Source organism: Allobosea sp. 2RAB26 (genome assembly GCF_052115465.1).
Taxonomy (GTDB): domain Bacteria; phylum Pseudomonadota; class Alphaproteobacteria; order Rhizobiales; family Beijerinckiaceae; genus Allobosea.
Map to the genome: position 1 here is coordinate 285,425 of NZ_JBFRGS010000009.1, position 22,969 is coordinate 308,393.

The 22,969-nt window shown below is 66.0% G+C and carries 20 protein-coding genes; 11 read left to right on the forward strand and 9 right to left on the reverse strand.

Features of this window, described 5'->3' with window-relative positions; all coding sequences use genetic code 11:
- From AB4118_RS19655 to AB4118_RS19675, 5 genes are all read left to right on the forward strand, one after another.
- Entirely contained in the window at positions 1-1,860 is a 1,860-nt protein-coding gene (locus AB4118_RS19655; protein WP_441491334.1) for a hydantoinase B/oxoprolinase family protein, read from the forward strand.
- Positions 1,857-3,068 carry an alanine racemase gene (alr, locus tag AB4118_RS19660; RefSeq protein ID WP_441491335.1) on the forward strand — a complete coding sequence of 404 codons (1,212 nt, stop codon included), beginning with the start codon at positions 1,857-1,859 and terminating at the stop codon, positions 3,066-3,068. Before AB4118_RS19655 ends, alr begins: the two co-directional genes overlap by 4 nt.
- 1 nt (position 3,069) lies before the next feature.
- Positions 3,070-4,119: a LacI family DNA-binding transcriptional regulator gene (locus AB4118_RS19665; protein WP_441491369.1), complete on the forward strand. Its 1,050-nt coding sequence runs from the start codon at positions 3,070-3,072 to the stop codon at positions 4,117-4,119.
- Positions 4,120-4,188: 69 nt separating this feature from the next.
- The gene (locus AB4118_RS19670) at positions 4,189-5,121 is read left to right on the forward strand and encodes a pyridoxal-phosphate dependent enzyme (protein WP_441491370.1); all 933 of its coding nucleotides are present in this window, start codon (positions 4,189-4,191) and stop codon (positions 5,119-5,121) included.
- Between the two features lie 65 nt (positions 5,122-5,186).
- A complete protein-coding gene (locus AB4118_RS19675; RefSeq protein WP_441491336.1) occupies positions 5,187-5,738 on the forward strand; it encodes a cysteine hydrolase family protein in 552 nt (183 codons plus the stop codon).
- 219 nt (positions 5,739-5,957) lie between these two features.
- Here AB4118_RS19675 and AB4118_RS19680 read toward each other — a convergent pair whose 3' ends face one another.
- Together AB4118_RS19680 and AB4118_RS19685 are read right to left on the reverse strand one after the other, a co-directional pair.
- The gene (locus AB4118_RS19680) at positions 5,958-6,245 is read right to left on the reverse strand and encodes a hypothetical protein (RefSeq protein ID WP_441491337.1); all 288 of its coding nucleotides are present in this window, start codon (positions 6,243-6,245) and stop codon (positions 5,958-5,960) included.
- A 363-nt stretch (positions 6,246-6,608) separates the two neighbouring features.
- A complete protein-coding gene (locus AB4118_RS19685) occupies positions 6,609-7,472 on the reverse strand; it encodes a LysR substrate-binding domain-containing protein (protein WP_441491338.1) in 864 nt (287 codons plus the stop codon).
- Between the two features lie 190 nt (positions 7,473-7,662).
- On the opposite strand from AB4118_RS19685, the gene pbfA reads away from it, so the two are divergent.
- Both pbfA and AB4118_RS19695 read left to right on the forward strand, forming a co-directional pair.
- Positions 7,663-9,024, forward strand: coding sequence for a (R)-1-hydroxy-2-aminoethylphosphonate ammonia-lyase (pbfA, locus tag AB4118_RS19690; RefSeq protein ID WP_441491339.1), 1,362 nt, complete (start codon positions 7,663-7,665; stop codon positions 9,022-9,024).
- A 34-nt stretch (positions 9,025-9,058) separates the two neighbouring features.
- Positions 9,059-10,069, forward strand: a complete 1,011-nt coding sequence (locus tag AB4118_RS19695; protein WP_441491340.1) for a 2-hydroxyacid dehydrogenase — start codon at positions 9,059-9,061, stop codon at positions 10,067-10,069.
- Positions 10,070-10,101: 32 nt separating this feature from the next.
- Here AB4118_RS19695 and AB4118_RS19700 read toward each other — a convergent pair whose 3' ends face one another.
- The gene (locus AB4118_RS19700; RefSeq protein WP_441491341.1) at positions 10,102-11,001 is read right to left on the reverse strand and encodes a LysR substrate-binding domain-containing protein; all 900 of its coding nucleotides are present in this window, start codon (positions 10,999-11,001) and stop codon (positions 10,102-10,104) included.
- Between the two features lie 115 nt (positions 11,002-11,116).
- On the opposite strand from AB4118_RS19700, the gene AB4118_RS19705 reads away from it, so the two are divergent.
- The 4 genes from AB4118_RS19705 to AB4118_RS19720 are packed head-to-tail and all read left to right on the forward strand — an operon-like array spanning position 11,117 to position 16,018.
- Complete coding sequence (locus AB4118_RS19705; RefSeq protein ID WP_441491342.1) at positions 11,117-12,487, forward strand: M20/M25/M40 family metallo-hydrolase; 1,371 nt, start codon at positions 11,117-11,119, stop codon at positions 12,485-12,487.
- A gap of 48 nt (positions 12,488-12,535) precedes the next feature.
- Positions 12,536-14,146, forward strand: coding sequence for an ABC transporter substrate-binding protein (locus tag AB4118_RS19710; protein WP_441491343.1), 1,611 nt, complete (start codon positions 12,536-12,538; stop codon positions 14,144-14,146).
- Positions 14,147-14,204: 58 nt separating this feature from the next.
- Positions 14,205-15,185, forward strand: a complete 981-nt coding sequence (locus tag AB4118_RS19715) for an ABC transporter permease (RefSeq protein WP_441491344.1) — start codon at positions 14,205-14,207, stop codon at positions 15,183-15,185.
- Positions 15,182-16,018, forward strand: coding sequence for an ABC transporter permease (locus AB4118_RS19720; RefSeq protein WP_441491345.1), 837 nt, complete (start codon positions 15,182-15,184; stop codon positions 16,016-16,018). Before AB4118_RS19715 ends, AB4118_RS19720 begins: the two co-directional genes overlap by 4 nt.
- Positions 16,019-16,204: 186 nt before the next feature.
- Here AB4118_RS19720 and mnhG read toward each other — a convergent pair whose 3' ends face one another.
- Genes mnhG through AB4118_RS19750 form a run of 6 tightly spaced genes read right to left on the reverse strand, consistent with a single transcriptional unit; the run spans position 16,205 to position 22,202 of the window.
- Positions 16,205-16,573: a monovalent cation/H(+) antiporter subunit G gene (mnhG, locus tag AB4118_RS19725; protein ID WP_441491346.1), complete on the reverse strand. Its 369-nt coding sequence runs from the start codon at positions 16,571-16,573 to the stop codon at positions 16,205-16,207.
- The gene (locus tag AB4118_RS19730) at positions 16,570-16,851 is read right to left on the reverse strand and encodes a K+/H+ antiporter subunit F (protein ID WP_441491347.1); all 282 of its coding nucleotides are present in this window, start codon (positions 16,849-16,851) and stop codon (positions 16,570-16,572) included. The genes mnhG and AB4118_RS19730 overlap by 4 nt, the downstream gene beginning before the upstream one ends.
- Positions 16,848-17,333, reverse strand: a complete 486-nt coding sequence (locus tag AB4118_RS19735; RefSeq protein ID WP_441491348.1) for a Na+/H+ antiporter subunit E — start codon at positions 17,331-17,333, stop codon at positions 16,848-16,850. Before AB4118_RS19735 ends, AB4118_RS19730 begins: the two co-directional genes overlap by 4 nt.
- Complete coding sequence (locus AB4118_RS19740; protein WP_441491349.1) at positions 17,330-18,964, reverse strand: monovalent cation/H+ antiporter subunit D; 1,635 nt, start codon at positions 18,962-18,964, stop codon at positions 17,330-17,332. The genes AB4118_RS19735 and AB4118_RS19740 overlap by 4 nt, the downstream gene beginning before the upstream one ends.
- On the reverse strand, positions 18,964-19,305 hold the full coding sequence (locus tag AB4118_RS19745) for a Na+/H+ antiporter subunit C (protein ID WP_441491350.1): 342 nt from the start codon (positions 19,303-19,305) through the stop codon (positions 18,964-18,966). Before AB4118_RS19745 ends, AB4118_RS19740 begins: the two co-directional genes overlap by 1 nt.
- Positions 19,296-22,202 carry a monovalent cation/H+ antiporter subunit A gene (locus AB4118_RS19750; RefSeq protein WP_441491371.1) on the reverse strand — a complete coding sequence of 969 codons (2,907 nt, stop codon included), beginning with the start codon at positions 22,200-22,202 and terminating at the stop codon, positions 19,296-19,298. The genes AB4118_RS19745 and AB4118_RS19750 overlap by 10 nt, the downstream gene beginning before the upstream one ends.
- Positions 22,203-22,969 lie beyond the last annotated feature (767 nt).

Below are 22,969 nucleotides of genomic sequence, written 5' to 3' on the forward strand. Positions count from 1 at the left end.
ATGCTCGCCCCTCACAGTGCCCCCCATTCTGCCCCTGAAATCTCGCGCTCCGATCCGGTAACCCTGGAGATCGTCAAGAACGCGCTCGCGTCCATCGCCGACGAGATGGCGCTGGTCATCCTGCGCAGCGCCTATTCGCCGATCGTCCGGGACTCGATGGACTACTCGACGGCGCTCTGCGATCGAAACGGCCTGATCATCGCCCAGGGCCTGACCAATCCGGTGCATCTCGGCTCGTTCCCGAGCGTGATGGTCAACATCCTGAAACGCTTCGGCGGGACGATGCAGCCGGGCGACGGCTACATCACCAACGACCCCTACGGGGCCGGAGGCATGCATTTGCCGGACGTCTATCTGGTCAAGCCGGTGTTCCACGCCGGCCATGTCGAAGGCTTCGTAGCGAGCCTCGTCCACCACACTGATCTCGGCGGCATGGCGCCGGGCAGCATGGCCCTGCATGCCACTGAGATCTTCCAGGAAGGATTGCGGATCCCGCTTATCAAGGTGATGCACGAAGACCGGATGGACGAGAACCTCCTGGCTTTCCTGGAGGTCAATTCCCGCGTTCCGGAACAGGTTCTGGGCGATCTTCGGGCCCAGATCGCCGCCTGCGCCGCCGCCGAACGCGGCTTCGGCAAGGTGCTCGAAAAATACGGCGCGCCGGCCATGCGCGGAATGCTGGCGGAACTGCACGACTACGCGGAAAAGCTCGTCCGCGACGAGATCCGCGCGATGCCTGACGGCGTCTATGAGGCCGAGGATTTCATCGACGGCCTCGGCGAGGGCGGCGGGCCGATCCGCTTCAAGGTCACGATCACGGTTGCAGGCGACGAGCTTGAGATCGACTGGACGGGAACCAGCGGGGAGGTGCCGGGCGCCATCAACGGACCTGTGGCGATCACCTATTCGGTCGCCTATGCCGCCTTGCGCTGCGCCGTCCAGGCGGCGGTTCCAAACTGCGAGGGTTATACGCGGCCGGTTCGGGTCGTGGCTCCGCTCGGCACCATCGTCAACCCGCGTCCGCCGGCGGCCTGCGCAGCCCGCGGCGTCATGGCCTATCGGATGCTCGATGTGCTGTTCAACGCGTTTGCCCAGATCGTGCCGGACCGGATGCCGGCCGCCGGCGAAGGCGGACCATCCGCCGTGTCGCTCAGCGGCATCCACGAGGGGAAGACCTGGCTGATCACCGATGGCATTCTCGGAAGCTGGGGCGGCCGGGCCACGAAGGACGGAGTCGACGGTATCGCCAACCCCGGCGCGAACCTCTCGAACATGCCGATCGAACTGATCGAGGCACGCTATCCCTTGCGGATCGAGAGCTATGGTCTCGTCGCCAATTCAGGCGGTGCCGGCCGCCGCCGTGGCGGCATGGCGATCACGCGCTCGTACCGTATCCTCGGGGATGACGCGCAGCTGACGATCCGTTCCGACCGGCGCGCGCATCTGCCGCCGGGCCTCTTCGGCGGATGTCCGGGCTCTCCATCGCTCAATATCATCGATCGGAACGGCACGACTGAACTGCTCCCGGTGATGCCGATGCGGACGCTCGCTCTCAGCAAGGGCGATCTCTTCACCCATGTCGCCCCGGGTGGGGCAGGCAATGGCGATCCGCTCGAGCGTGACCCGGACCATGTCGCAGCCGATGTCCGCGACGGCCGCTTCACCAGGGAGTTCGCCCGCGACGTCTATGGTGTCGTCACCGGAGCGAACGGTCGCGCAGACCGGGTCGCAACGGACATTCGTCGCGATGGCCTGGCGTCCGATTTGCCGAAACTGGCGGAAGCGCAGCTCCGTCTCTTCATGGAAGGGGATCAAGGCCGGGCGGCGCTGAGCCCGGAATATGAGGGAGAGCTGGCATGACGGCGCAAGTCGCACTCTCGGCAATCGATCCGGGCCACAACCGGACCGATTGCCGCCGGCACGATCTCGCCCGGCTCCTGCGCCCAAGCTGGGCGGAGCTCGATTTCGGTGCATTGAGCCGGAATGTCGCGGCAACGCGCAGTCTGGTCGGACGGGATGTTCGCATCTACTTCGTCTGCAAGGGCGACGGCTTCGGCTTTGGCGCCGCCGCGGTCGCGAAGGCCGCGGAACGGGCCGGCGTCGACGGCTTTTGCGCCGGCAGCCCTGACGAAGTCGTTTCGATCCGCAGCACCGGCACGACGCTTCCCGTCCTGTTGTTCGCGTCGACCACGCCGGGCGATCTGCCGGCCGCCGCCAGGCTCGGCGCCACGGTCACGGTCCAGAGCATGGCCGATATGGACGCGGTGCTGACGGCTGGCGAGCGGATCGAGGTCTTTGTCGAGGTCGATTGCGGGCTCGGCCGCTACGGCCTGCGCCCCGAGCAATGGCCCGGCGTGCTGCAGCGTCTTCGTGCCGCCGATCATGTCAGGGTGCGCGGCCTGTACTCGCATCTCAGCACTCCGGATGATCCGGGCGTCAGCAGGCGCCAGGCAGAGCTCTTCCGGCAGGCGGCAGCCGCTGCTGCGGCAGCCGGCCACGACGATCTCATCCTCATGCTGGCGTCGAGCCGGGTGGTGCTGGCCTATCCCGACATGCTCTTCAATGCGGTCGACCCTGGGCGCCTGATCTATGGCGGCGGGCTTGACGAGCACTGGATGGAGAGCGGCGGCCTCTCGCCTCTGCTCACCGCCGTGAAATCCCGGATCATCCAGGTCCAGGAGCATCCTCCGGGAACGGTGCTGGGGATCGGCTATGGCGCGCCGATCGCCATCGAACGCGGCATGCGGACCGCGGTCGCGCCGATCGGCTTCTGGGATGGGCTGAACCATGTTCCGCCGCTCGGGGAGGTTCTGATCCACGGCCAGCGCTGCCCCGTGCTCGGGCGCCGGACCTTTCAGCATTCGGTCATCGACGTGACGGGGATCTCCAACGTCGCCCCCGGCGATGAGGTCGTGGTCCTGGGGCGGCAGGGCACCGACGAGATCTCGATCCATGATCTCGCGGAGGCGATCGGCATCACGGTCATCGAACTGGTCCCGCGGCTCGCGCGCTCCTTGCCGCACGTGTATGTCGGCCAGGGGCAGGAGAGGGACGGTTGGCGTGGCTAAGATGGGGACGAGGCAGTCGGCGGACGAGCCCAGGCCGATCACGATCAAGGACGTCGCGAGCCGGGCCGGTGTCGGGCTCGGCACCGCTTCACGGGTTCTCAATGGCAACGAGAATGTCGCGCCTCATTTGCGCGAGCAGGTTTTCAAGGCCGTCCAGGACCTGGGCTATCACCCCAATTCCGTGGCGCGCTCGATGCGGCTCGGCAAGAGCTACGCGGTCGGCTGCCTCGTCACGGATATCCGCCAGCCCATAGCCGCTGAAATGATCGCGGCCGCGGAAAACACCCTGCGTCGCGCCGGCTACACGCTGATCGTCGCCAGTACGCATTTCGACGACAGCCGCGAGGCCGAGATCCTGTCGCTGCTGCAGAACCGCGTCGTCGACGGCATGCTCCTGGCGGTCAATCGCGACAATGATCCGGAGACGGCGCGGCGGCTTACCGCCATCACCATTCCCATGGTGCTCTGGGAGCGCAGCCCCGATGGCGGTTTCGATACCGTCCTGACGGAGCATCGTGTCGGCGCTCGCAGGGCAACCGAGCATCTGCTCGCGCTGGGGCACCGCGAGATCGCGCTCGTTGCCGGTCATCTCGACACCTGGGTCGGCCGGGAGCAGCGCGCCGGATTCGATGCTGCGTTCACGGACCGGGGGCTGGAACCGCCGGCAGGCCGTATCTTCGAGGTGGGCGCATTCGGGGCTCGCAAGCTTGAGGCCCTATGCCGTGGCGAGCGGCCGATCACGGCGATCATCGCCAATATCGACGAGATCCCCGGTATCCTGCATTTCTGCGCGAAACGCGGCCTCGTGCTGCCGCGCGACATGTCGATCGTGTCGATCGGTGACGCCAGTATCCTGGAAGTCATGACGCCATCGATCACGGCCGTGCGCGGCAATGGCACGAAAGTAGCCCAGCTCGCAGCCACGCTTCTGCTAAAGAAAATGTCCGACAAGCAGCCGGAAACGGCATCGGAGCGCTTATCCGTCGGCATGCAACTCAAGGTCCGGCATTCCACGGCGCCTTTGAACGATGGCGGCGGCGGGCATGTCTAGCGTCCGCAAAATCGTTGCTGATCACTGATCGATCGTCTCGGCTCCACGATGGTGGAGAGGAAAGTCATGATGTCCCTCCATGTCAGAACACCGACTTACCACTCGTCTGCTCTCTCCCGGGCGAGCGGGCGAAGGGTGTGGCTGAAGCTTGAATCCCTTCAGCCCTCGGGGTCCTTCAAGCTCCGCGGAATTGGCCTTGCGTGTCAGGACCATGCCAGGCGCGGGGTCAGGCGTTTCGTCAGCTCGTCTGGCGGCAATGCCGGGATCGCCGTCGCCTATGCCGGGCGTGAGCTCGACATCCCCGTCACGGTTGTCGTCCCCGAGACGACATCGCCAAGGGCCTGTCGCCTGATCTCGGACATGAAGGCCGACGTCCTGATCCACGGTGCGTCCTGGCAGGAGGCAAACGAGCGCGCGCTTGCGATGCTGGGCGACAGCGATGCGTTCATCCACCCCTTCGACGACCCGGTGGTGTGGCGGGGGCACTCGACGATCATCGATGAGGTGGTCGAGGATGGAGTGCAGCCTGACCTCGTCATCCTCTCCGTCGGCGGCGGCGGATTGCTGAGCGGCGTCATCGAAGGCTTGCAGCGCCACACGCTGAACTGTCCGGTTCTTGCGGTGGAGACGACGGGCGCGTCCTCCTTTGCCCAGTCGGTTGCCCGGGGCGAGCGCATCGTTCTGCCAGCGATCGAGAGCATCGCCACCTCGCTCGGTGCGCGCCAGGTCTCGGAGCATGCCTTTGCTCTCCTTGCACAGCATCGCATCGACTGCGCCGTGGTCTCGGATCTTCAGGCGGTGGAGGCGTGCCTGCGGTTCCTGGACGACCATCGCATCCTGGTCGAACCAGCATGCGGGGCGAGTCTCGCCACGCTTTACCAGAATGTCGCGGAACTCGCCGATTATCAAAAAATACTGGTCATCGTCTGCGGCGGGGCGACATCGACGGTGGAGCAATTGACTGCATGGCGCCACGGCCTCGCGTCAGAAAGTGAAATCTAGGACGAGGCCTGTGTTTCCGCAGCGCGTGTCAAACAACGATTGAAATTCAACTTGGGGTGATTGTGATGTCGGTCGATATTCGGGGCGAATACATCGCGAGAGCGGCCCTCGTTGTCATGCATTATCAGGTCGACGTGTTCGAGATCCTGTTCGGGGAGAAGCCATCGCCCTTGCTGGATCGGTGCAACGCACTGATCCGGCGCTGGCGCGCCACGGGCCGGCCGGTGCTGTTCCCGAATTTTTCGCTGGGCGCAGACTATGAACATGCCCCGCCGGGAACCAACCGCCAGATCACGCCCTATCTCCCGAGCGGACGATTTCGCACCGGTCTGCCCGTCGCGGGCCTCGCGATCGAGCGGGGCGACCTCGTCTATGCCTGTCCGCGCGCCAGCGTCTTCCACGGCACGTCACTCGACGCCGACCTTCGCACGCGCGGTGTCAGCACGCTCGTCATGGCCGGGATCAGCACCACCGGCGTGGTCCTGTCCAGCGTCGCCTGGGCCTGTGATGCGGATTACGATCTGCGTCTGGTTCAGGACTGCTGCTTTGATCCGGATCAGGAGGCCCATGACGCCCTGTTCCGCTCCGGGTTCGGCGGACGCGTCCTGGTCCTGTGAGGCGGAATGCAGCTTGACCTGCGGCGGGACGCTGGGCCGTTCGAAGGACGCGGAGGGAGGGGCCGACGCGCAGGATCACAGGCAGCGTCGTCATGCCGACAATCCCAACTGGCGCGCCCTGTGCCCGGATTTCGCGGGGAAGGGAACCGCGAGCGGACACCGCAAGACCCCGGTAGAGTGTGCCAGGCTTGGCGGATGCTGACAGGCGTTGCCTGTCTGTCAGCGGGGCGGCTTGTCGGACTCCGAGGATGCCGATGGCGTTGGCTGCGGACTGGCCGCCTTGGCGGTGGGGCCGGGGTCCGGAACCGCCTCGGCCATTGCGATGGCGTCGCTCTCGATCGAGGCGGCGAGGCGGCGGTAATCGTCGAAGTTGAACATCGCGCAGCGCCCGTCCTGGGACCACTGGGTGATCACCTCCCAGACGAGATCGTACTCCTCGCAGACGCTGCGAAACCGTAGATCCTGCATTCGTGCGAAGCGATTGCGGAACGCAGGAATCTTAAGCATGAGACGGGCAAGCCCGCGTTCTTGAGCCGACATGGTACGCCCCTCGTGAACCCACCAGAAGACATAGGCAAGGAACGCATAGGCAAGGGCGGAAGGCGGCAGCGATATCGAGTGTCGCAATTTCTGCCGGGAATACTGACACGAAGCGACATCCGCTTCAAATATACTTTCAAGTGACGTCGACCATTTGTGTATGGGATGCGGGATCGTAGTTAAGGCAGGTTTGCCGGATTCGCAGAGAGTCGCCACCGGGTTTCCAATGCTGCGTTCAAAGCAACGATTTGGACCGGCTGCGTTGCCGTCAGCCCTTGGCGCGCGCGGGCGTGGTGCGAGACGGAACGGGGCGGGTTTAGTCCAGCCTGATCAAGAAAGATCCCGCGCGACGTCCAGAAAGGCCTTGATCGCCTTGTTGTCCCGGCGTTCGCTCAAGCAGATCAGGGATTCCTCCATCAGGATCGGCGGCCCGTCGAGGGCGATGCGCACCAGGCCGCGATCGCCGCGCAGCTCGGCCTCCGAGACGAAACCGATGCCGCCACTCGCCGCCACGATGTCGAGCGCAGCCTCGCGCCCTTCGACCTCGATGGCGTAGGTCAGCCTGACGCCGGTCTCGGACGCGCGCTGTTCGAGCAGCCGGCGCGTCCGCGAGCCGCTTTCCCGGATCACGAGCGCCATGCCGGCAAGCTCCGCCAGCGACAGCGACCGGCGCGCGGCAAAGGGATGGTCGGCTGCGACGACGGCGATGATCCGCGCTGCATTCAGCGCAATGATCTCGAAATCACGGTGCGGGGCCATGTCGCCGAGGACGCCGATATCGGCCTCGTAGCTTTGCAGTTGCGCCACGATGGTCTCGGTATTGCCGGCGCTCACCGTGATCCGCACACCCGGATAGATCTCGCGGAACGCCGTCAGCACATGCAGGACATGATGGACGGAATCGGCCGCGAGCCGCAGGGTCCCGAGCCGCAAGGCGCGCGACTCTAAGAGCAGCCCGCGCGCCTGGTCCTCGGCATCGAACAGGCGGTGCGTGATCGAAAGCAGCCTTTCGCCCATCGCGGTCAGGGCGATCTGCCTGTGCTGCCGGCTGAACAGCAGCACGTCATACTCCTCCTCGAGCTTGCGGACCTGATCGGAGATCGCCGGCTGCGTCAGGTTCAGCTCGCTCGCGGCGCGTGAGAAGCCGCCGGCGAGCGCGACCTGGTGGAAGGCACGGAGCTGGACATAGCGCATGGCGGGATCCGGGCAGGGTGGAGCCGGGGAGGCGATACGCATCAATGCAACGATTCAATTTATGGGTCGATCGAAAATAACGATTTTTCAGATGCTGTATTGCCGACGATGATGCCGACATCGAAAGCAGTCGCCAGGGGAACAACACGCCGCAACGCCGGTGCGTCGCCTTGGCCCGGGAGTTTCAGATATGTCAGGTCTTTCCGCCAAGCTCGTGCATACCGAAGGCGAGTCGAACACCTCGGCGGCGCGCGGCGCCTGGTCGGCGCGGCTCGATGACAAGGCGACGCAGAGCCTGCTGAAGCGCGACGCGGACGCCTTCCTGCACCAGAGCCTGTCGAGCCCCTGCGTCACGGCGATCGCCAAGGCCGAGGGCATCTGGATCCAGGACACGGCCGGGCGCCGCTACATGGATTTCCATGGCAACAGCGTCCACCATATCGGCTATGGCCATCCCCGCCTGAAGGCTGCGATCAAGCAGCAGATCGACGATCTCTGCTTCGCGCCGCGCCGCTTCACCTGCGAGCCCGCGGTCGAGCTGGCCGAGACGCTGGGCCGCCTTGCCCCGGGCGATCTCGGCAAGGTGCTGTTCACGACGGGCGGTTCGGATGCGGTGGAGGTGGCGCTCAGGCTCGCGCGCGCCGCAACCGGGCGCTTCAAGACCTTGTCCTTCTGGGATGCGTTTCACGGTGCGGGCTTCGGCGCCTCGAGCGTCGGCGGCGAGGCGACCTTCCGCTCCGGCATTGCCGGGCCGCTCCTGCCGGGCGCGGAGCATGTCGCGCCCTGGGCGAACCATCACTGCGCCTATGGCCATAACAGCCTGGAGGATTCGGCTCGCGCCTGCGCCAGCATGATCTCCTATGTGCTCGGCCGGGAGGGCGATTTCGCGGCTCTCGTCGCCGAGCCGATGCGGGCGACCCCGAACCCGCCGGCGCCCGGCTTCTGGAAACTGGTGCGTGAGGCTTGCGACCGCCACGGCACGCTCCTGATCTTCGACGAGATCCCGACCGGGCTCGGCAAGACCGGCCGCTTCTTCACCAGCGAGCATGACGGGGTGACGCCGGACATTCTCGTCGTCGGCAAGGCGCTGGGCGGCGGCATCCTGCCGATCGCCGCGGCGATCGCGCGGCGCGACCTCGATGTCGCCGGCGATTTCGCGATTGGCCACTACACCCATGAGAAGAACCCGGTGACGACGCGCGCGGCGCTGACCACGATCGCGATCATCCGCGAGGAGGGTCTGCCGGAGCGCGCAGCTGAGCTCGGTGGCCTGGCGATGGCGCGCCTGCGCGCCTTCGGCGAGGGCTCGCCCCATGTCGGCGACGTGCGCGGGCGCGGGCTGATGTTCGGGGTCGAGATCGTGGCCGACAAGGCGGACATGGCGCCCGACAACGCGCTCGCCGAACGGGTCTATTATCGCTGCCTCGAAGCCGGGCTGAGCTTCAAGATCAGCCAGGGCAACGTGCTGACGCTCTCGCCGCCGCTGGTGATCCCGCAAGCCGACCTGGACCGCGCGCTCGACATCGTCGAGACCGCGATCGCGGCCGGCTGAGGCGCCTCTGACTTCCCGACCGAAAGGGTCCGCTATGAAAGCCGTCCGCACGGACCGTGAACTGGAATGCCCCGAGATCGACGCCGGCCTGCGAGCCCGCGGCGTCGAGCTCGTCACCTTGCCCGATGGCATCCCGGAGGCCGCGCTGATCGAGGCCGTCGCCGACGCCGAGCTGATCCTGATGTGCTACACGCCGATCACGGCTCGCGTCATCGCGGCTGCGCCCAGGCTCAAGGGCATCGTCAAATACGGCGTCGGCATCGATGCGATCGATATCCCCGCCGCAAGCGCGCGTGGCATCCCGGTCGTCAATGTTCCTGAATATGCCGAGGAGACCGTCGCGGAGGGCGCCTTCGCCCTGATGATCGCGCTGGCCAAGCGCCTGCCCGAAATCGGCCGCGCCATGGCGACTGAGGGCTGGATCTGGCCGGAACAGCGCTGGATCGGCCGCGATATCTCCGGCGCCACGCTCGGGCTCGTCGGTGCTGGCAAGATCGGCCGCAGCATGGCCCGGATGGCGGGGCAGGGCTTTCGGGCCCGGGTTCTCGGCTACGATCCCCATGTCGACCGGGCAACGCTCGCTGAGGCCGGCATCGAGAAGGTCGACGATCTGCATGCGATGCTGCGCCAATGCGATTTCGTCTCGCTCCATTGCGTGCTGAACGCGGCGACGCGCGGCTTGATTGGCCGCGCCGAGCTCGCCTGCCTGAAACCCTCCGCCGTGCTGGTCAACGTCTCCAGGGGAGCGCTGATCGACGAGGCGGCGCTCGTCGAGGCCGTGCTGGCCGACCGTCTCGTCGGCGTCGGGCTCGACGTCTATTCGACGGAACCGCTGGCCAAGGCCGGGCATGTGCTCAGCCCGCTCTTTGGCCGCGACGACGTCATTCTCTTCCCGCACCTGACCTTCTTCACGGTCGAGGCGATGCGGCGCCTCTCGGAGGATACGCTCGCCCGCTGCTTCGAGGTTCTCGACGGGCGGCCGGTCGAGGTGCGCTCGCGTGATCCACGGCTCCGCGCGCAGCGCGAGAACGTCGCCTTCGCCTGACGCGCAAATGTACCCGCTTCACCCGGGCGGCTTCATCCCGACCGCAGCGCGCGGATGTCGCTGCGGTCGTCCGGCAGCTTGGCCGTGACGTCGAAGAAGGCTTTGACGACGGAACGCATCCGCTCGCTCTTGAGGCAGGCGACATAATCCGTGCTCGCCACCTCGCCATCGCTGAGCTGCAGGGTGGTGAAGCGTCCGGAGCCATAGGCTTCGAGCTCCCAGACGATGCCGTGGCCGAGGCCGGCCGCCACCGCCTCGCACAAGGCCTCGCGGCTGCCCAGTTCGAGGACATAGCGCGGCTTGGCCTTGGCGCGGGCGAAGGCGGCGTCCACGAGCTTCTGCGTCATCGAGCCGTCTTCGCGACCGATCATCGCCTCGCCGTCCAGCTCGGACAGCGAGATCGATTGGCGACCGGCCCAGCGGTGGCTGTTGGCGACGATCACCACGCCGCGGTGATGCCAGAGCGGCATCGCGTGGATATGCGGATGGTCCGCGACGGCGGGCAGGATGCCGATATCGACATGGCGGTCGAGCAGCGCCTGCCGCACCATCCGGCTGTTGCCGGTCGAGACCGAGAGCCTGACCCGCGGATGCAACGCCATGAAGCGGGCGAACAGGCCCATCACGATATGGGGGCCGTCCACAGCCAGCCGCAGGCTGCCATCCTGCAGTTCCTGCGACGCCGCCAGCGTTTCCTCGATCAGCTCGTCCAGGCTCGCGAGCTGGCGCGACAGCGAATAGAGCCGCTCGCCCGCCTCGGTGAGCCGGACACGCCGTCCTTCGCGATGCAGCAGCTTGATGCCATGCCGCTCCTCCAGGGCTTTGACCTGGATCGTCAGCGCCGGCTGCGTCAGCCCGAGCACCTCGGCTGCCCGCGAAAAGCTGCCTTCGCGCGCCACCGCATCGAAGGCCCGGATCTGCGTGTAGATCATCGGTGATCGCACTCGTACCCATTAATTTCTCTATGTATCGATATAAAACTTCTAATTTGTCTAATAGTTTTAGCGCTGCGACGTTCGGCTCATGGATCAACCCGAGGCGAACATCGTGGACAGCGCAGAAACACATTCGCAGGCAGCAGCAGCACTCGCGCTGGCCAGGAGCCGGCGCGCCCAGAGCGTCGCAGCCCTGGCCGAGATCGTCCGGATCCGCAGCCTCACGGGAGAGGAGGGGGCGGCGCAGGGGCGCATGGTCGAGATCCTGTCTTCCGCCGGGGCTGCCGTCACGCAGGCCGAGCCGGATGTCGAGGCGATGTTCAAGGCCTTCCCCGATGTCGCGCAGTATCCGACGCATTGGCAGCACGACCTGATCCTGCCCTATGCCGGGCTCCCGACCTTCGAGGCCCTGCGCGACAGCGGCCTCGAGCCGGTGCTGAACTATGATGGCAGGCCCAATGTCGTCGGCACCTGGCGGGGCACGGGCGGCGGGCGCTCGCTTATTCTCAACGCCCATATCGATACGGTCACCGTCGAGCCCCTGGCGCAATGGACGCGCGATCCCTTCGGCGCGGAGATCACTGACGGCCTGATGTATGGCCGCGGCACCTCCGACATGAAGGGCGGTCTGATGGCCGCGCTGCTGGCGATGCGCTATCTCAGCGAGGCCGGAACGCGCCTGAACGGCGACGTCACGCTGCACTGCGTCGTCAACGAGGAGCATGCCGGCAACGGCACGCTCGACCTCGTCACGCGTGGGGCTGCGGCCGATGCGGCCGTGGTGCTGGAACCGACCAGCAACACCATCGCCTACAGCCATCCCGGCGGTCTCTACTGGCAGGTCACGCTGAGCGGGGTCCAGCGCTCGCCGGGCGCGCGCTGGAACGGCGGCACGCTGGAGGGGCTGGGAGCGGTCGACATGCTGCCGCCGGTGATCGAGGCGCTGCTCGGGCTCGAGCGCCGCTACAACCAGGGCACGCCGGCCGGCGCCAAGCCGCCCTTTTCACTGACCATGGGCAAGATCGCGGGCGGCCATTACGAGACGGTTACGGCCGGGGAGGTGGTGATCAAGGGCGGTGCCTATTTCGCGCCCTCGCTCGGTGCCGTGACCGATATCATGGATGGTTTCCGTGACGCGATCGCAGGCGCCAACGCCGCCGACGAGAGGCTGCGCCGCCATCCCGCCAGGCTCGAATTCCTGCATCATGACGACAGCACGGATCAGCCCGCTGACCTTCCCGTTGCGCGTGTGATGGGGGAGGTGCTGGCGCGACGGGGGGGAGACGGCACGGCCTATCCCGGCCATTTCTGTTGCGACATGCGCCATCTCGTGAACCAGGGCGGAATCCCGAGCATCATCTTCGGGCCGGGCTCCATCGCCCAGGCGCACAAGCCCGACGAGCATATTCCGATCGACGATTTTCTCGCGGCGATCGAACACCTGATCGCGTTCATCGCGGAGTGGTGCGGCACGGAACGGTAGGAGGCGGCCCAGCAAGGGTTCGCCCAATCATAAAGGGGATGTCCAGACATGGGTATGAGCAGGCTTCCGGCTATCCTCGCAGCAACGCCGCTGGCGCTCGCTCTTTGCGGCGCCGCTGCGCTGGCACAGAGCTGTCCCAAGACCGGCGGGACGCTGACCTATGTCTATTCGCTCGAGCCGACCTCGCTATCGACGATCGCCACCTCGGCCGTTCCGGTCGCGCTGATCTCGACCAAGATCTATGAGAGCCTGCTGACCTATGAGGGCCCGGCCCTGACGCCGAAGCCGGGCCTCGCCGAATCCTGGACGATCTCCGACGACAAGAAGACCTATACGTTCAAGCTGCGGCCGGGCGTGACCTGGCATGACGGCAAGCCCTTCACGGCGCAGGATGTGAAGTTCAGCGTCGAGGACATCATCCGCCCCTATCATTCCCGCGGAAAAGTCTATTTCGGCGACGTCGAGGCGGTCGAGACGCCCGATGACCTGACCGTGGTGTTCAAGCTCAAGGCGCCGGTGCCGTTCTTCATGAACGTCTTCCAGCCCGGCGAGGCGCCGATCATGCCAAGGCACGCCTTCGACGGCGTCGACGTGAAGGCGGTGGCTGCGGTCCGCGCTGCGCCGATCATGCAGAACCCGGTCGGGACCGGCCCGTTCCGCTTCAAGGAATGGCGCAAGGGCAGCCACATCACGCTGGAGCGCAATCCAGGCTACTGGCGCAAGGGCTTCCCCTGTCTCGACCAGGTCGTGCAGCGGATCATGCCGGACGGCGCGGCGCGCGCCATCGCCATCGAGACCGGCGAGGTCGATCTCGCCCCGATGAGCAGCCTGCCCGAGGCGGAGGTGCAGCGGCTCGAGAAGATCCCGGCGCTGGAGGCCTCGCAGGCCGGAGCCGAGGCGCTCGGTCCCAATCTCTGGCTCGAGGTCAACATGCGCGATAAGCCGCTCGCCGATCTCAAGGTCAGGCAGGCGCTCAGCCTCGCGCTTGACCGCGAGCGCATCGTCGATGTGATCTGGTACGGCCAGGGCAAGCCGGCGCGCGGTCCCGTCGTCAGCACGAACTCCGCCTTCAACACGGCGCTGAAGCCCTATGAGTACAACCCGCGCAAGGCCAACCAGCTTCTCGACGAGGCCGGCTATCGGCGCGGTGCCGACGGGGTCCGCTTCAAGATCACCCAGCATTTCCTGCCCTATGGCGAGAACTGGGCCCGGCTCGGCGAATATGTCCGCCAGGAGCTCGGCAAGGTCGGCATCGCGGTCGAGACCCAGAGCGCCGATCTCGGCGGCTGGCTGAAGGCCGTCTACACCGACTGGAGCTTCAATCTCACCAGCACCTTCTCGCATAACTATTCCGATCCCTCGATCGGCGTGGAGCGCACCTTCCATTCCGACTTCATCAGGAAGGGCGCCACCTTCACCAACTCGATGGGCTACCGGAATGCGCGGGTCGACCAGCTCTTCGGGCTCGCCGCCCGCGAGATCGATCCGGCTGCCCGGAAGAAGCAGTTCGACGAGCTGCAGCAGATCCTGCACGACGAGCTGCCGGTGATCTTCCTGATGGAGATGTCCTACACCCATGTCTGGAACCGCAAGGTGAAGGGTCTGATCACCAACGGCATCTCGATGTATTCATCCTGGGACGGGGTCTCCAAGGACTGATGGGAACGCTGATGCGCTCGCGCCCCGTCATCACCTCCTCGTTCCGGGAAACGGCCTGATGTCCTCCCTGTCACTCGGTTTCGTGTCCGTTCGCCTGCTCCAGGTGGTTCCGAGCGTGCTGGGCATCGCGGTGCTGAACTTCGCGCTGCTCCACCTCGCGCCCGGCGACGCGGCCGAGATCATCGGCGCGCAGTCCGGCGGTGCATCGAAGGAGTTCGTCGACGAACTCCGGCGCTCGTTCGGCATCGACCGGCCGCTCTACCAGCAGTTCTTCATCTATCTCGGCAAGCTGCTGACCTTCGATCTCGGCGTCTCCAACGTCCAGCAGCGGCCGGTGCTGGACCTGATCGCAGACCGCATGCCGGCGACGCTCCTGCTGATGCTGACGGCGATCGGGATTGCCATCGTGGTCGGCGTGCTCTGTGGCGTCGTCGCGGCGATGCGGCACCGCAAATGGGTCGACACGATCGTCTCGGTGCTGGCGCTGCTATGCTATGCGATGCCGCAGTTCTGGCTCGGCCTGATGCTGATCGTGCTGTTTTCGGTGACGCTGGGCGTGCTGCCTTCGGGCGGCATGATGACGATCGGCGCGCAGATGGGGCCGCTGGCCCGCGCGCTCGACATCGCCCGCCACCTCGTGCTGCCGGCGCTGACGCTCGGGCTCTTCTATGCCGCGGTCTATGCCCGGCTGATGCGGGCCTCGATGCTCGAGGTCTATTCATCCGATTTCATCACCACGGCCCGCGCCAAGGGCCTGTCGGAGGGACGTATCAGCCTGACGCATGCAGCCCGCAACGCGCTGATGCCGGTTGTGACGCTGGGCGGTGTCCAGATCGGCCATATGCTCGGCGGTTCGATCCTGGTCGAGACCGTGTTCGGCTGGCCGGGCCTCGGGCGCCTGCTGTTCGACGGCCTGCTGCAGCGCGACCTGAACCTGCTGCTCGGCATCCTGTTCATCTCGTCGATCCTGGTCGTGCTCTGCAACCTGCTCGTCGACCTCGTTTATGGCCTTATCGACCCGAGGATCCTGGCGCGATGAAGCGGAGCTTGCATTTCTGGCGGCGTTTCCGCCGCAACCGGGGCGCGGTTGTCGGCCTCGTCCTGCTGCTGGCGATCGTGCTCGCGGCGATATTCGGCCCGATGGTCTACACGGTCGATCCCTTCGACATGATCGGGCGACCGGCGCAGACGCCCTCCGCGCGCTTTCCGCTCGGCACCGACGTCACCGGCCGGGATATCCTCGCCGGCCTGCTGCATGGCGGCCGGGTCTCGCTGCTGATCGGGGTGGCGGCGAGCCTGTGCGCGACGATCCTGGGTGTCGTCGTCGGGGCGGCCGCCGGCTATTGCGGCCGGGGGAGCGACATCCTGCTGATGCGGCTCACCGATTTCTTCCTGACGATTCCCTCCTTCGTCCTGGCGGTCGTGATCATCGCGATCTTCCGGCCCTCGCTGATCAGCGTGATGAGCGCGATCGCGATCGTGTCCTGGCCGCCGGTCGCGCGGCTGGCACGGGCCGAATTCATGGCCCATCGCGACCGGGAATACGTCCAGGCCTGCCGCTCCATGGGGATGTCCGATTTCCGCATCGCGGCGCGGCATATCCTGCCCAACGCCCTGCCACCGGTCATCGTCGTCTCGTCCCTGCTCGTGGCGACGGCCATCCTGACGGAATCCGGCCTGTCCTTCCTCGGGCTCTCGGACCCGAACGTCGTCTCCTGGGGCTATATGATCGGCATCGGCCGGACCATGCTGCGGACGGCGTGGTGGATGTCGGCGATCCCCGGCATGGCCATCCTGCTGACGGTGCTCTGCATCAATCTCGTCGGCGAGGGCCTGAGCGACGCGCTCAATCCGAAGCTGCAGGAGCGCTGAGGCAACACCCGCTGAACTGGCATGTACGGCATGGGGCGACCATGCAGAAGTCGCTCCGGACGGCGCTCTGCTGGTGAGCGACGACGCCACCGCAGCGATCTTTCGCGTCGCGCCGGGCTCTCGCCGATAGTGTTTCGCTGCATCGAGGGCTGCGCCGGCTGCCGGCTCCAGGTTGCGACGCAGCGCCTATCCACCGTGCGTGCGGCGCAGGAGCGAGCGCGGAGGCGCCTCTCCGTTTCCCTCCGTTCGGTCGCGATAGAGGGCCGCGCGGGCGAGCAGCATGAGGGTGACCGGCGTCGTGACGATCATGAAAACGCCGATCAGGAGTTCATGCACCACCGGCCGGGAACCCAGCACCGAGAAGCAGACAATGGACGCGAGCCCGATCGCACCCGTCCCCCAACTCGTGCCCAGCGTGGGTGCATGAACCCGCTCGAAGAACCTGCGAAAGCGCAATGTTCCGATGGCTCCGAGGAGTGTCAGCCCGGAACCGAGAAAGACGAGGAAGGCCGTCACCAGGGCCGCCCAGGCGGGGAGGTTCTCGGCGTGGGTCATTCGATCACCTCGCCGCGCATAAGGAATTTGGCGAGCGCGATGCTCGATACGAAACCCAGTACTGCGATGATCAGGGCCGCCTCGAAATAGATCGCGCTTCCCGAGCGGATGCCGATCGTCAGCACCAGGAGCATGGCGGTAACATACATGGCGTCCAGGCAGAGGACCCGGTCCTGCGCTCGCGGCCCCCGGATGACCCTGTAGGCGTAGCACCCCATGGCGACGACGAGCATGGCCTGGGCGGCCGTCACCGACCACAGGAGGATCGCGGCCGTCATTCGAAAATGTCCATAAGCAGCGCCTCATAGCGGTTCTTGATCACGGCGATCCACTCGGCCTCGTCGGCGAGGTCGAGGACATGGAGCAGGAGCACGCCGGATTCGGGGGCATATTCGACCCAGGCCGTCCCCGGCGTGCTGGTAACGATGCATGCCAGCACTGCCAGCGCCGTCCTGTCGCGCAGGTCGAGCGGTATGGCGACGAAGCCCGCGACACGATCGCGACGATCTCCGCGGATGATGATGCCGGCGACGGCGATGTTCGACTGCAGGATATCCAGCGTGACGATGCCCAGAAGCTTCGGAAGAAGCTGCCATCGCCTCAGCCGGGGCTTGGATGGATGGAGCGCCGCCATCGCAAGGGAGGCCCCGATCGCGACGGCCGCCCCGACGAGGAATTGCCCGGTCGAGAAAGAGGTCAGCAGGAGCCACATCAGCAGCAGCGCCGCGGTCAGCAGCGGATAGGGGAGAAGGCGGTTCATTGCGCACCGCCCGGCGGATGACCCGTTCCCAGCACGCTCTGGATATAGGTCGACGGGGCGTGAAGGGAACGGGCCGCAGCCTCCGTGTAACTGAGCATCGGACCGCCCCACACGGCCAGGACCGTGCAGAGCGCCAGCAGTGCGACGATCGGCGCGACCTCAACCATGACCACGCGCGGAACGAGTTCCTCGAGGGGCGCCCAGAAGATCCGGACGCCGCTGCGCATCATGGCCACAAGGGTCGCAAGGCCCGACAGGATGATCAGCGCAACCAGCAGCCAAATGCGCCCCGGGATCTCGGCGAGAGAGCCGAGTCCGTCCGGATTCAACATGCCCGTCAGCATCGCGAACTTGGCGATGAACCCCGATAGCGGCGGCAAGCCCGCGAGCAGGAGCGCGACGCATCCAAACGAGACGCTGAGGATGGCGAGCGCCCCCGGTACGGTCACGCCGACCTCCTGATCCTCGTGCTCCTCGCTCTCGTCCGTCTCGTCGCCATACGCCTCCATGGTGACCGACAGCACGTCTGCCGCTGGTTCACGTGTCCGCTCGACCAGCTCGATCAGCAGGAAAAAGGCAGCGACGCTGAGGCTCGAACTGACGAGGTAGAACAAGGCGCCCGACACGACCGCAGTGTTGCCGATGCCGACGGCCGCGAGCAGAGTCCCCGAGGAGATCAGAACGCTGAAGCCCGCGAGCCGGCCCAGCGCCTGGGACGAAAGCACCCCGGATGTCGCGAAGAGGATCGTCGCCATCCCGCCCCAGAGCAGCACCGTCCCGCCGAAGCCCGCCGTGCCCCCGGCCTCGGGGGCAAAAAGCAGCAGGGAGAGGCGCAGAAGCACATAGGTGCCGACCTTGGTGAGCACGACGAAGATCGCGGCAACGGGGGCGGCCGCCGCCATATAGGCGGAAGGCAGCCAGAAGCAGAGCGGCCACATGCCGGCCTTGACCAGGAACGCGATGCCAAGGATCGCGGCGCCTGTGTGAAGGAGCGCCCGGTCCTCTGCGGACAGTCCCGGGAGGCGGACGGCGAGGTCTGCCATGTTCAGCGTTCCGGCGGTCCCATAGATCAGGCTGACGCCGATGAGGAAGAGAAGCGAAGCGGCCAGGTTGATCGCGATATAATGGAGGCCGGCTCGTACCCGGAACGCGCCCGATCCGTGCAGCAGCAGGCCGTAGGACGCCGCCAGCGTGACCTCGAAGAAGACGAAAAGATTGAAGAGGTCGCCCGTGAGGAACGCGCCTGCGAGCCCCATGAGCATGAACTGGAAGAGCGTGTGGAAATGCGGGCCGGCCCGGTGCCAGCGCGCCGTCGAGAAGACAAGCGCGGCGACCGCCAACGTGGATACGAGGGCGAGCATCAGCGCCGACAGCCGATCGAGCACGAGCACGATGGCGAACGGCGCCGGCCAGTTGGCGAGGGCATAGGATGAGGAGAGGGCGCCGCCTCCGTCGGCAACCCCGTCCGCCAGTCGCATCAGAACGATCGCGGTCACCAGGAGCAGCACGCCCGACGCAATGCTGAGACACGCCTTCAGTGTGTGGCGCAGCTCGTCGATCAGCAGGAGAGCCGCCCCCGTGATCAACGGGAGCAGGATCGGGACGATGAGAAGGTGTCTCGTCCAGTCCATCAGTTCGGCTCTCGCCCGTCGACGTGATCGTTGCGGGTCAGCCCGCGGGCGACGAGCAGCACCACGAGGAGGAGGGCGGTCGTCGCAAAGCTGATCACGATCGCCGTGAGCACGAGCGCCTGCGGAACCGGGTCGGCCAGATCCGCCGGATTGCCTGCACCGCCGGGCCCCAGCACGGGCGCTGCAGCGACCCGCAAACGGCCCATGCTGAAGATGAAAAGGTTCACCGCATAAGAGAGGAGCGAAAGGCCGATGACGAGCTGATACGTGCGCGGACGCAGGACCAGCCAGACTCCCGATCCGGTGAGCACACCTATGGCGATCGCAAGCGTCAGTTCCATCGCTGGCGCTCCTCTTCGAGACGGGCCGCGCGCAGGCGGCGGATGGATTGATGGGCGATAGCGATCAGCATCAGGACCGTCGCCCCGACCACGACGCCGAACACGCCGAGATCGAACAGGGTCGCGCTCGCCAGAGGGACCTTCCCGACGATCGGCAGCTCCAGATACCGGAAATACGAGGTGAGGAAGGAATCGCCCAGGAGCATCGAGGCCGCTCCGGTGGACGCCGCAAGCAGGAGACCGCCGCCGATCCAGGCAACGGGAAGGATGCGCAGCCTGTCCTCGACCCAGATTGTCCCCGCCGCCATGTATTGCAGGATGAAGCCCGCCGCCATCGCGACGCCTGCGGCGAAGCCTCCTCCCGGAGCGTCATGACCGCGCAGGAAGAGATAGGCGGCCAGTACGATCACGACCGGGAACATCCACTGCATGATGACGGACGGCACGTAGAGATATTCCGCCTTGGTCGCTCCGACCTCCGTGTCCGGCTCAGCCTCGTCATTGGAGCGCTGGATGCGCTGCTGCTCGGGCCTCTCGATGCTGTCCGGTGCGGGGCGGAAACGCCGGAGCAGCGCGAAGACGGTCAGTGCCACGACGGCGAGGACCGTGATCTCGCCAAGCGTGTCGAAGCCGCGGAAATCGACGAGAATGACGTTGACGACATTCAGGCCGCCGCCTTCGCTATAGGCCTTCTCGACGAAGAATTTCGCGATCGAGTCCGGCGGCGTCCGCGTCATCACCGCGTAGGAGATCGCCGTCATGCCCAGGCCTGCGACGACGGCGATGGCAAGGTCCCGGAAGCGGCGCAGGCGCGGTTGCCAGCCCCTCGGTTCGGGCACGTCCTGCGAGCGCTTGGGCAGCCACCGCAGACCGAGCAGGATGAGCACCGTGGTCACGATCTCGACGACGAGCTGGGTGGCCGCAAGGTCCGGCGCAGAAAGCCAGACGAAGGTCAGGCAGGTCACGAGCCCTGTCCCGCCGAGCAAGGCAAGGGCTGCGAGCCGATGGAACTTGGCCTGATAGGCGGCAGCGACGGCGCAGATCATGCCGACGGACCAAAGGCCGGTGAAGGCGAAATCCGTCGTCCCATTGCCGGAAGGACCGAAGGAGAGGCCTGAAGCGAGCAGCGGGACGGTCCCTGCGGCGACGGCCACCGCCACCAGCAGGCGCATCTGGGGCTGAAGACGATTGGTGCCGAACGCGCCCTCGAACAGATGCGCCCATCGCCACGAAATCGCGACCATGACCCGCTCGAAGATGCGCTGTCCCTGAATCCGACCAAAAAGGGGGGGACGCTCGCAACGTTCGAGGTAAGCGCCGGCGACGCGATACAAAAGCACGCCAGCGACCAGCGCGACGATGCTCATCGCCAGGGGAAGATTGAAGCCGTGCCACAGAGCCAGGCTGTATTCCGGCGCGGCGCCGCCGAGCACGGACGACACCGCGACATGCAGGAACGGGCCGATGGTGTAGGCCGGGAAGATCCCGACGACGAGGCAGGCGACGACCAGGAACATGACCGGGAACCGCATCCAGAACGGCGGCTCGTGGGGTTCGCGGGGAAAGCTCTCGGGCGGCGCTCCCAGGAAGATCGAATGGATCAGCCGTAGGGAATAGGTCACGGCCAGGGCGCTGCCGAGCACGGCGGCGTAGGGGGCGGCGGTGTCCAGCCAGGAATCGGCGTGGGTCTCCACGGCTTCGGCGAAGAACATCTCCTTCGACAGGAAGCCGTTCAGCAGCGGTACGCCAGCCATGGCGGCGCAGGCCACCATGGCCAGCGTGCCGGTGATCGGCATGTACCGGAACAGTCCGGAGATCCGCCTCATATCGCGCGTGCCGGTCTCGTGGTCGATGATGCCGGCCGCCATGAACAGCGATGCCTTGAACGTCGCGTGGTTGAGCATGTGGAAGATGGCCGCGCCGGCGGCGAGCGGGCTGCCGAGGCTGAGCAGCAGCGTGATCAGGCCCAGATGGCTGATCGTGGAGTAGGCGAGAAGTCCCTTCAGGTCGTTCTGGAACATGGCGAGGTAAGCGCCGAGCACGAACGACGTCATTCCCGCGATGCCCAGGATCATGAACCATTCCGGCGTACCGGAGAGCACCGGCCACAGCCGCGCCATGAGGAAGACCCCGGCCTTGACCATGGTGGCCGAATGCAGGAACGCCGATACGGGCGTCGGCGCCGCCATGGCGTTGGGCAGCCAGAAATGAAAGGGAAACTGCGCGCTTTTCGTCAGCGTGCCGAGGAGGATCAGCAGAAGCGCCGGGACGTATAGAGTGTGCGAACGGATGAGGTCGCCCGATCGGAGGACGTCGTCGAGGTCATAACTGCCGACGATATGACCGACGATCAGGACGCCACCCAGCAGGGCGAGGCCCCCCATGCCCGTGACCGTCATGGCCATGCGGGCGCCGTCGCGCGCTGCCTGGCTCTGCTGCCAGTAGCCGATCAGCAGGAAGGAAAAGATGCTGGTCAGTTCCCAGAACACGACCAGAAGCACCAGGTTGCCCGAAAGGACCACGCCCAGCATCGAGCCCGTGAATGCCAGAAAGAACAGATAGAAGCGCCGGACCGGATCGTCGGCGGACATGTAATACCGGGCGTACATGACGACCAGGAGGCCGATACCGCTGACGAGAGCCGCGAAGATCCAGGCGAAGCCATCCATCCTCAGCGTGAAGTTCAGTCCGAGAGACGGGATCCAGTCGATCTGATGCCGGAGGGCATCTCCGCCGCTCACGGATGGGTAGAGCGACAAGGTCACGATGAGGCAGGCCAGCAAGGTGAGACCGGTGATCCAGGTCACCGGTTCGCGGGAGGCCCCCGGGGACAGGACCACCGCCAGGCTGGCTACGAAAGGCAGAATGAGGATCAGCAGTAGCGGGGAAAGTTCCATCATTCTCCTTTGCCTGGGAGGCGTCGTCCGTTCTTAGGCCATCGAGGCTGATCCGCCAACGACGAGTGGATCGTGCGCGCATTCGAGGGGGCAGCCCTCGGACGATCCCCGACGTCGTCACAGGGTCGACCGCCAAGACGTCGACCCATGGCGGCGCGCGAACGTCGGCCCCGATCATCGGGGCCCGATCGCCCACCGAAAGCCCAAGCACTGTGATGCCCAGAGGCGTGATCACCGATAACTCAGCGGGCGGCCACATTCCGTCTGCGGGATCGATCAAGCGTCGGCGTTCGGGCTGCCCCGTGCCCCCGACACGATAGGTGACGAAACCATCCAGCAGGACCGTTTGCTCCGGCATATCGTCCGCCTCACGCCACGCGGCGCGGTCCAGCTTGCGCAAAAGCGCGGACGCGAGCGGATGAATTTGCTCGCCGAGCAAATGCGCCAGCTCTTGCAGCCGCACATAATGGCTGGCCGGAAGCACGGTGACTGGTCGTTTCAATGCGCAAATCATGTTTGCCACCAGCGAGTTGCAGGCAGTCATGAGAGGAAGGTCTGAATGGGTTGCCGCTCTGTGTGACCTGCGCAACCCGCGGTACGCGGGACTGCCAGCCTCTGCCCGGACCGGGCCGCGACGCAGCCGGGTCGGGTTCAGTCCCCCGTGATGGGGCACACCCGCTCGAAGAGAAGAGTAGGGGAATCGATACGCATGAGATGTACGTGAAAGGTCACGGCCGCGAAGTCAAGTGAGATGATTGCGGCCGTGC

Coding starts and splice junctions, on each gene's coding strand:
- mnhG (WP_441491346.1), bottom strand. CDS start 16,573: ATGACCCACGCCGAGAACCTCCCCGCCTGGGCGGCCCTGGTGACGGCC.
- AB4118_RS19680 (WP_441491337.1), bottom strand. CDS start 6,245: ATGCTTAAGATTCCTGCGTTCCGCAATCGCTTCGCACGAATGCAGGAT.
- AB4118_RS19700 (WP_441491341.1), bottom strand. CDS start 11,001: ATGATCTACACGCAGATCCGGGCCTTCGATGCGGTGGCGCGCGAAGGC.
- AB4118_RS19695 (WP_441491340.1), top strand. CDS start 9,059: ATGAAAGCCGTCCGCACGGACCGTGAACTGGAATGCCCCGAGATCGAC.
- AB4118_RS19655 (WP_441491334.1), top strand. CDS start 1: ATGCTCGCCCCTCACAGTGCCCCCCATTCTGCCCCTGAAATCTCGCGC.
- pbfA (WP_441491339.1), top strand. CDS start 7,663: ATGTCAGGTCTTTCCGCCAAGCTCGTGCATACCGAAGGCGAGTCGAAC.
- AB4118_RS19710 (WP_441491343.1), top strand. CDS start 12,536: ATGGGTATGAGCAGGCTTCCGGCTATCCTCGCAGCAACGCCGCTGGCG.
- AB4118_RS19720 (WP_441491345.1), top strand. CDS start 15,182: ATGAAGCGGAGCTTGCATTTCTGGCGGCGTTTCCGCCGCAACCGGGGC.
- AB4118_RS19675 (WP_441491336.1), top strand. CDS start 5,187: ATGTCGGTCGATATTCGGGGCGAATACATCGCGAGAGCGGCCCTCGTT.
- AB4118_RS19750 (WP_441491371.1), bottom strand. CDS start 22,202: ATGGAACTTTCCCCGCTACTGCTGATCCTCATTCTGCCTTTCGTAGCC.
- AB4118_RS19685 (WP_441491338.1), bottom strand. CDS start 7,472: ATGCGCTATGTCCAGCTCCGTGCCTTCCACCAGGTCGCGCTCGCCGGC.
- AB4118_RS19715 (WP_441491344.1), top strand. CDS start 14,205: ATGTCCTCCCTGTCACTCGGTTTCGTGTCCGTTCGCCTGCTCCAGGTG.
- AB4118_RS19670 (WP_441491370.1), top strand. CDS start 4,189: ATGTCCCTCCATGTCAGAACACCGACTTACCACTCGTCTGCTCTCTCC.
- AB4118_RS19665 (WP_441491369.1), top strand. CDS start 3,070: ATGGGGACGAGGCAGTCGGCGGACGAGCCCAGGCCGATCACGATCAAG.
- AB4118_RS19735 (WP_441491348.1), bottom strand. CDS start 17,333: ATGAACCGCCTTCTCCCCTATCCGCTGCTGACCGCGGCGCTGCTGCTG.
- AB4118_RS19745 (WP_441491350.1), bottom strand. CDS start 19,305: ATGGAACTGACGCTTGCGATCGCCATAGGTGTGCTCACCGGATCGGGA.
- AB4118_RS19730 (WP_441491347.1), bottom strand. CDS start 16,851: ATGACGGCCGCGATCCTCCTGTGGTCGGTGACGGCCGCCCAGGCCATG.
- AB4118_RS19740 (WP_441491349.1), bottom strand. CDS start 18,964: ATGGACTGGACGAGACACCTTCTCATCGTCCCGATCCTGCTCCCGTTG.
- alr (WP_441491335.1), top strand. CDS start 1,857: ATGACGGCGCAAGTCGCACTCTCGGCAATCGATCCGGGCCACAACCGG.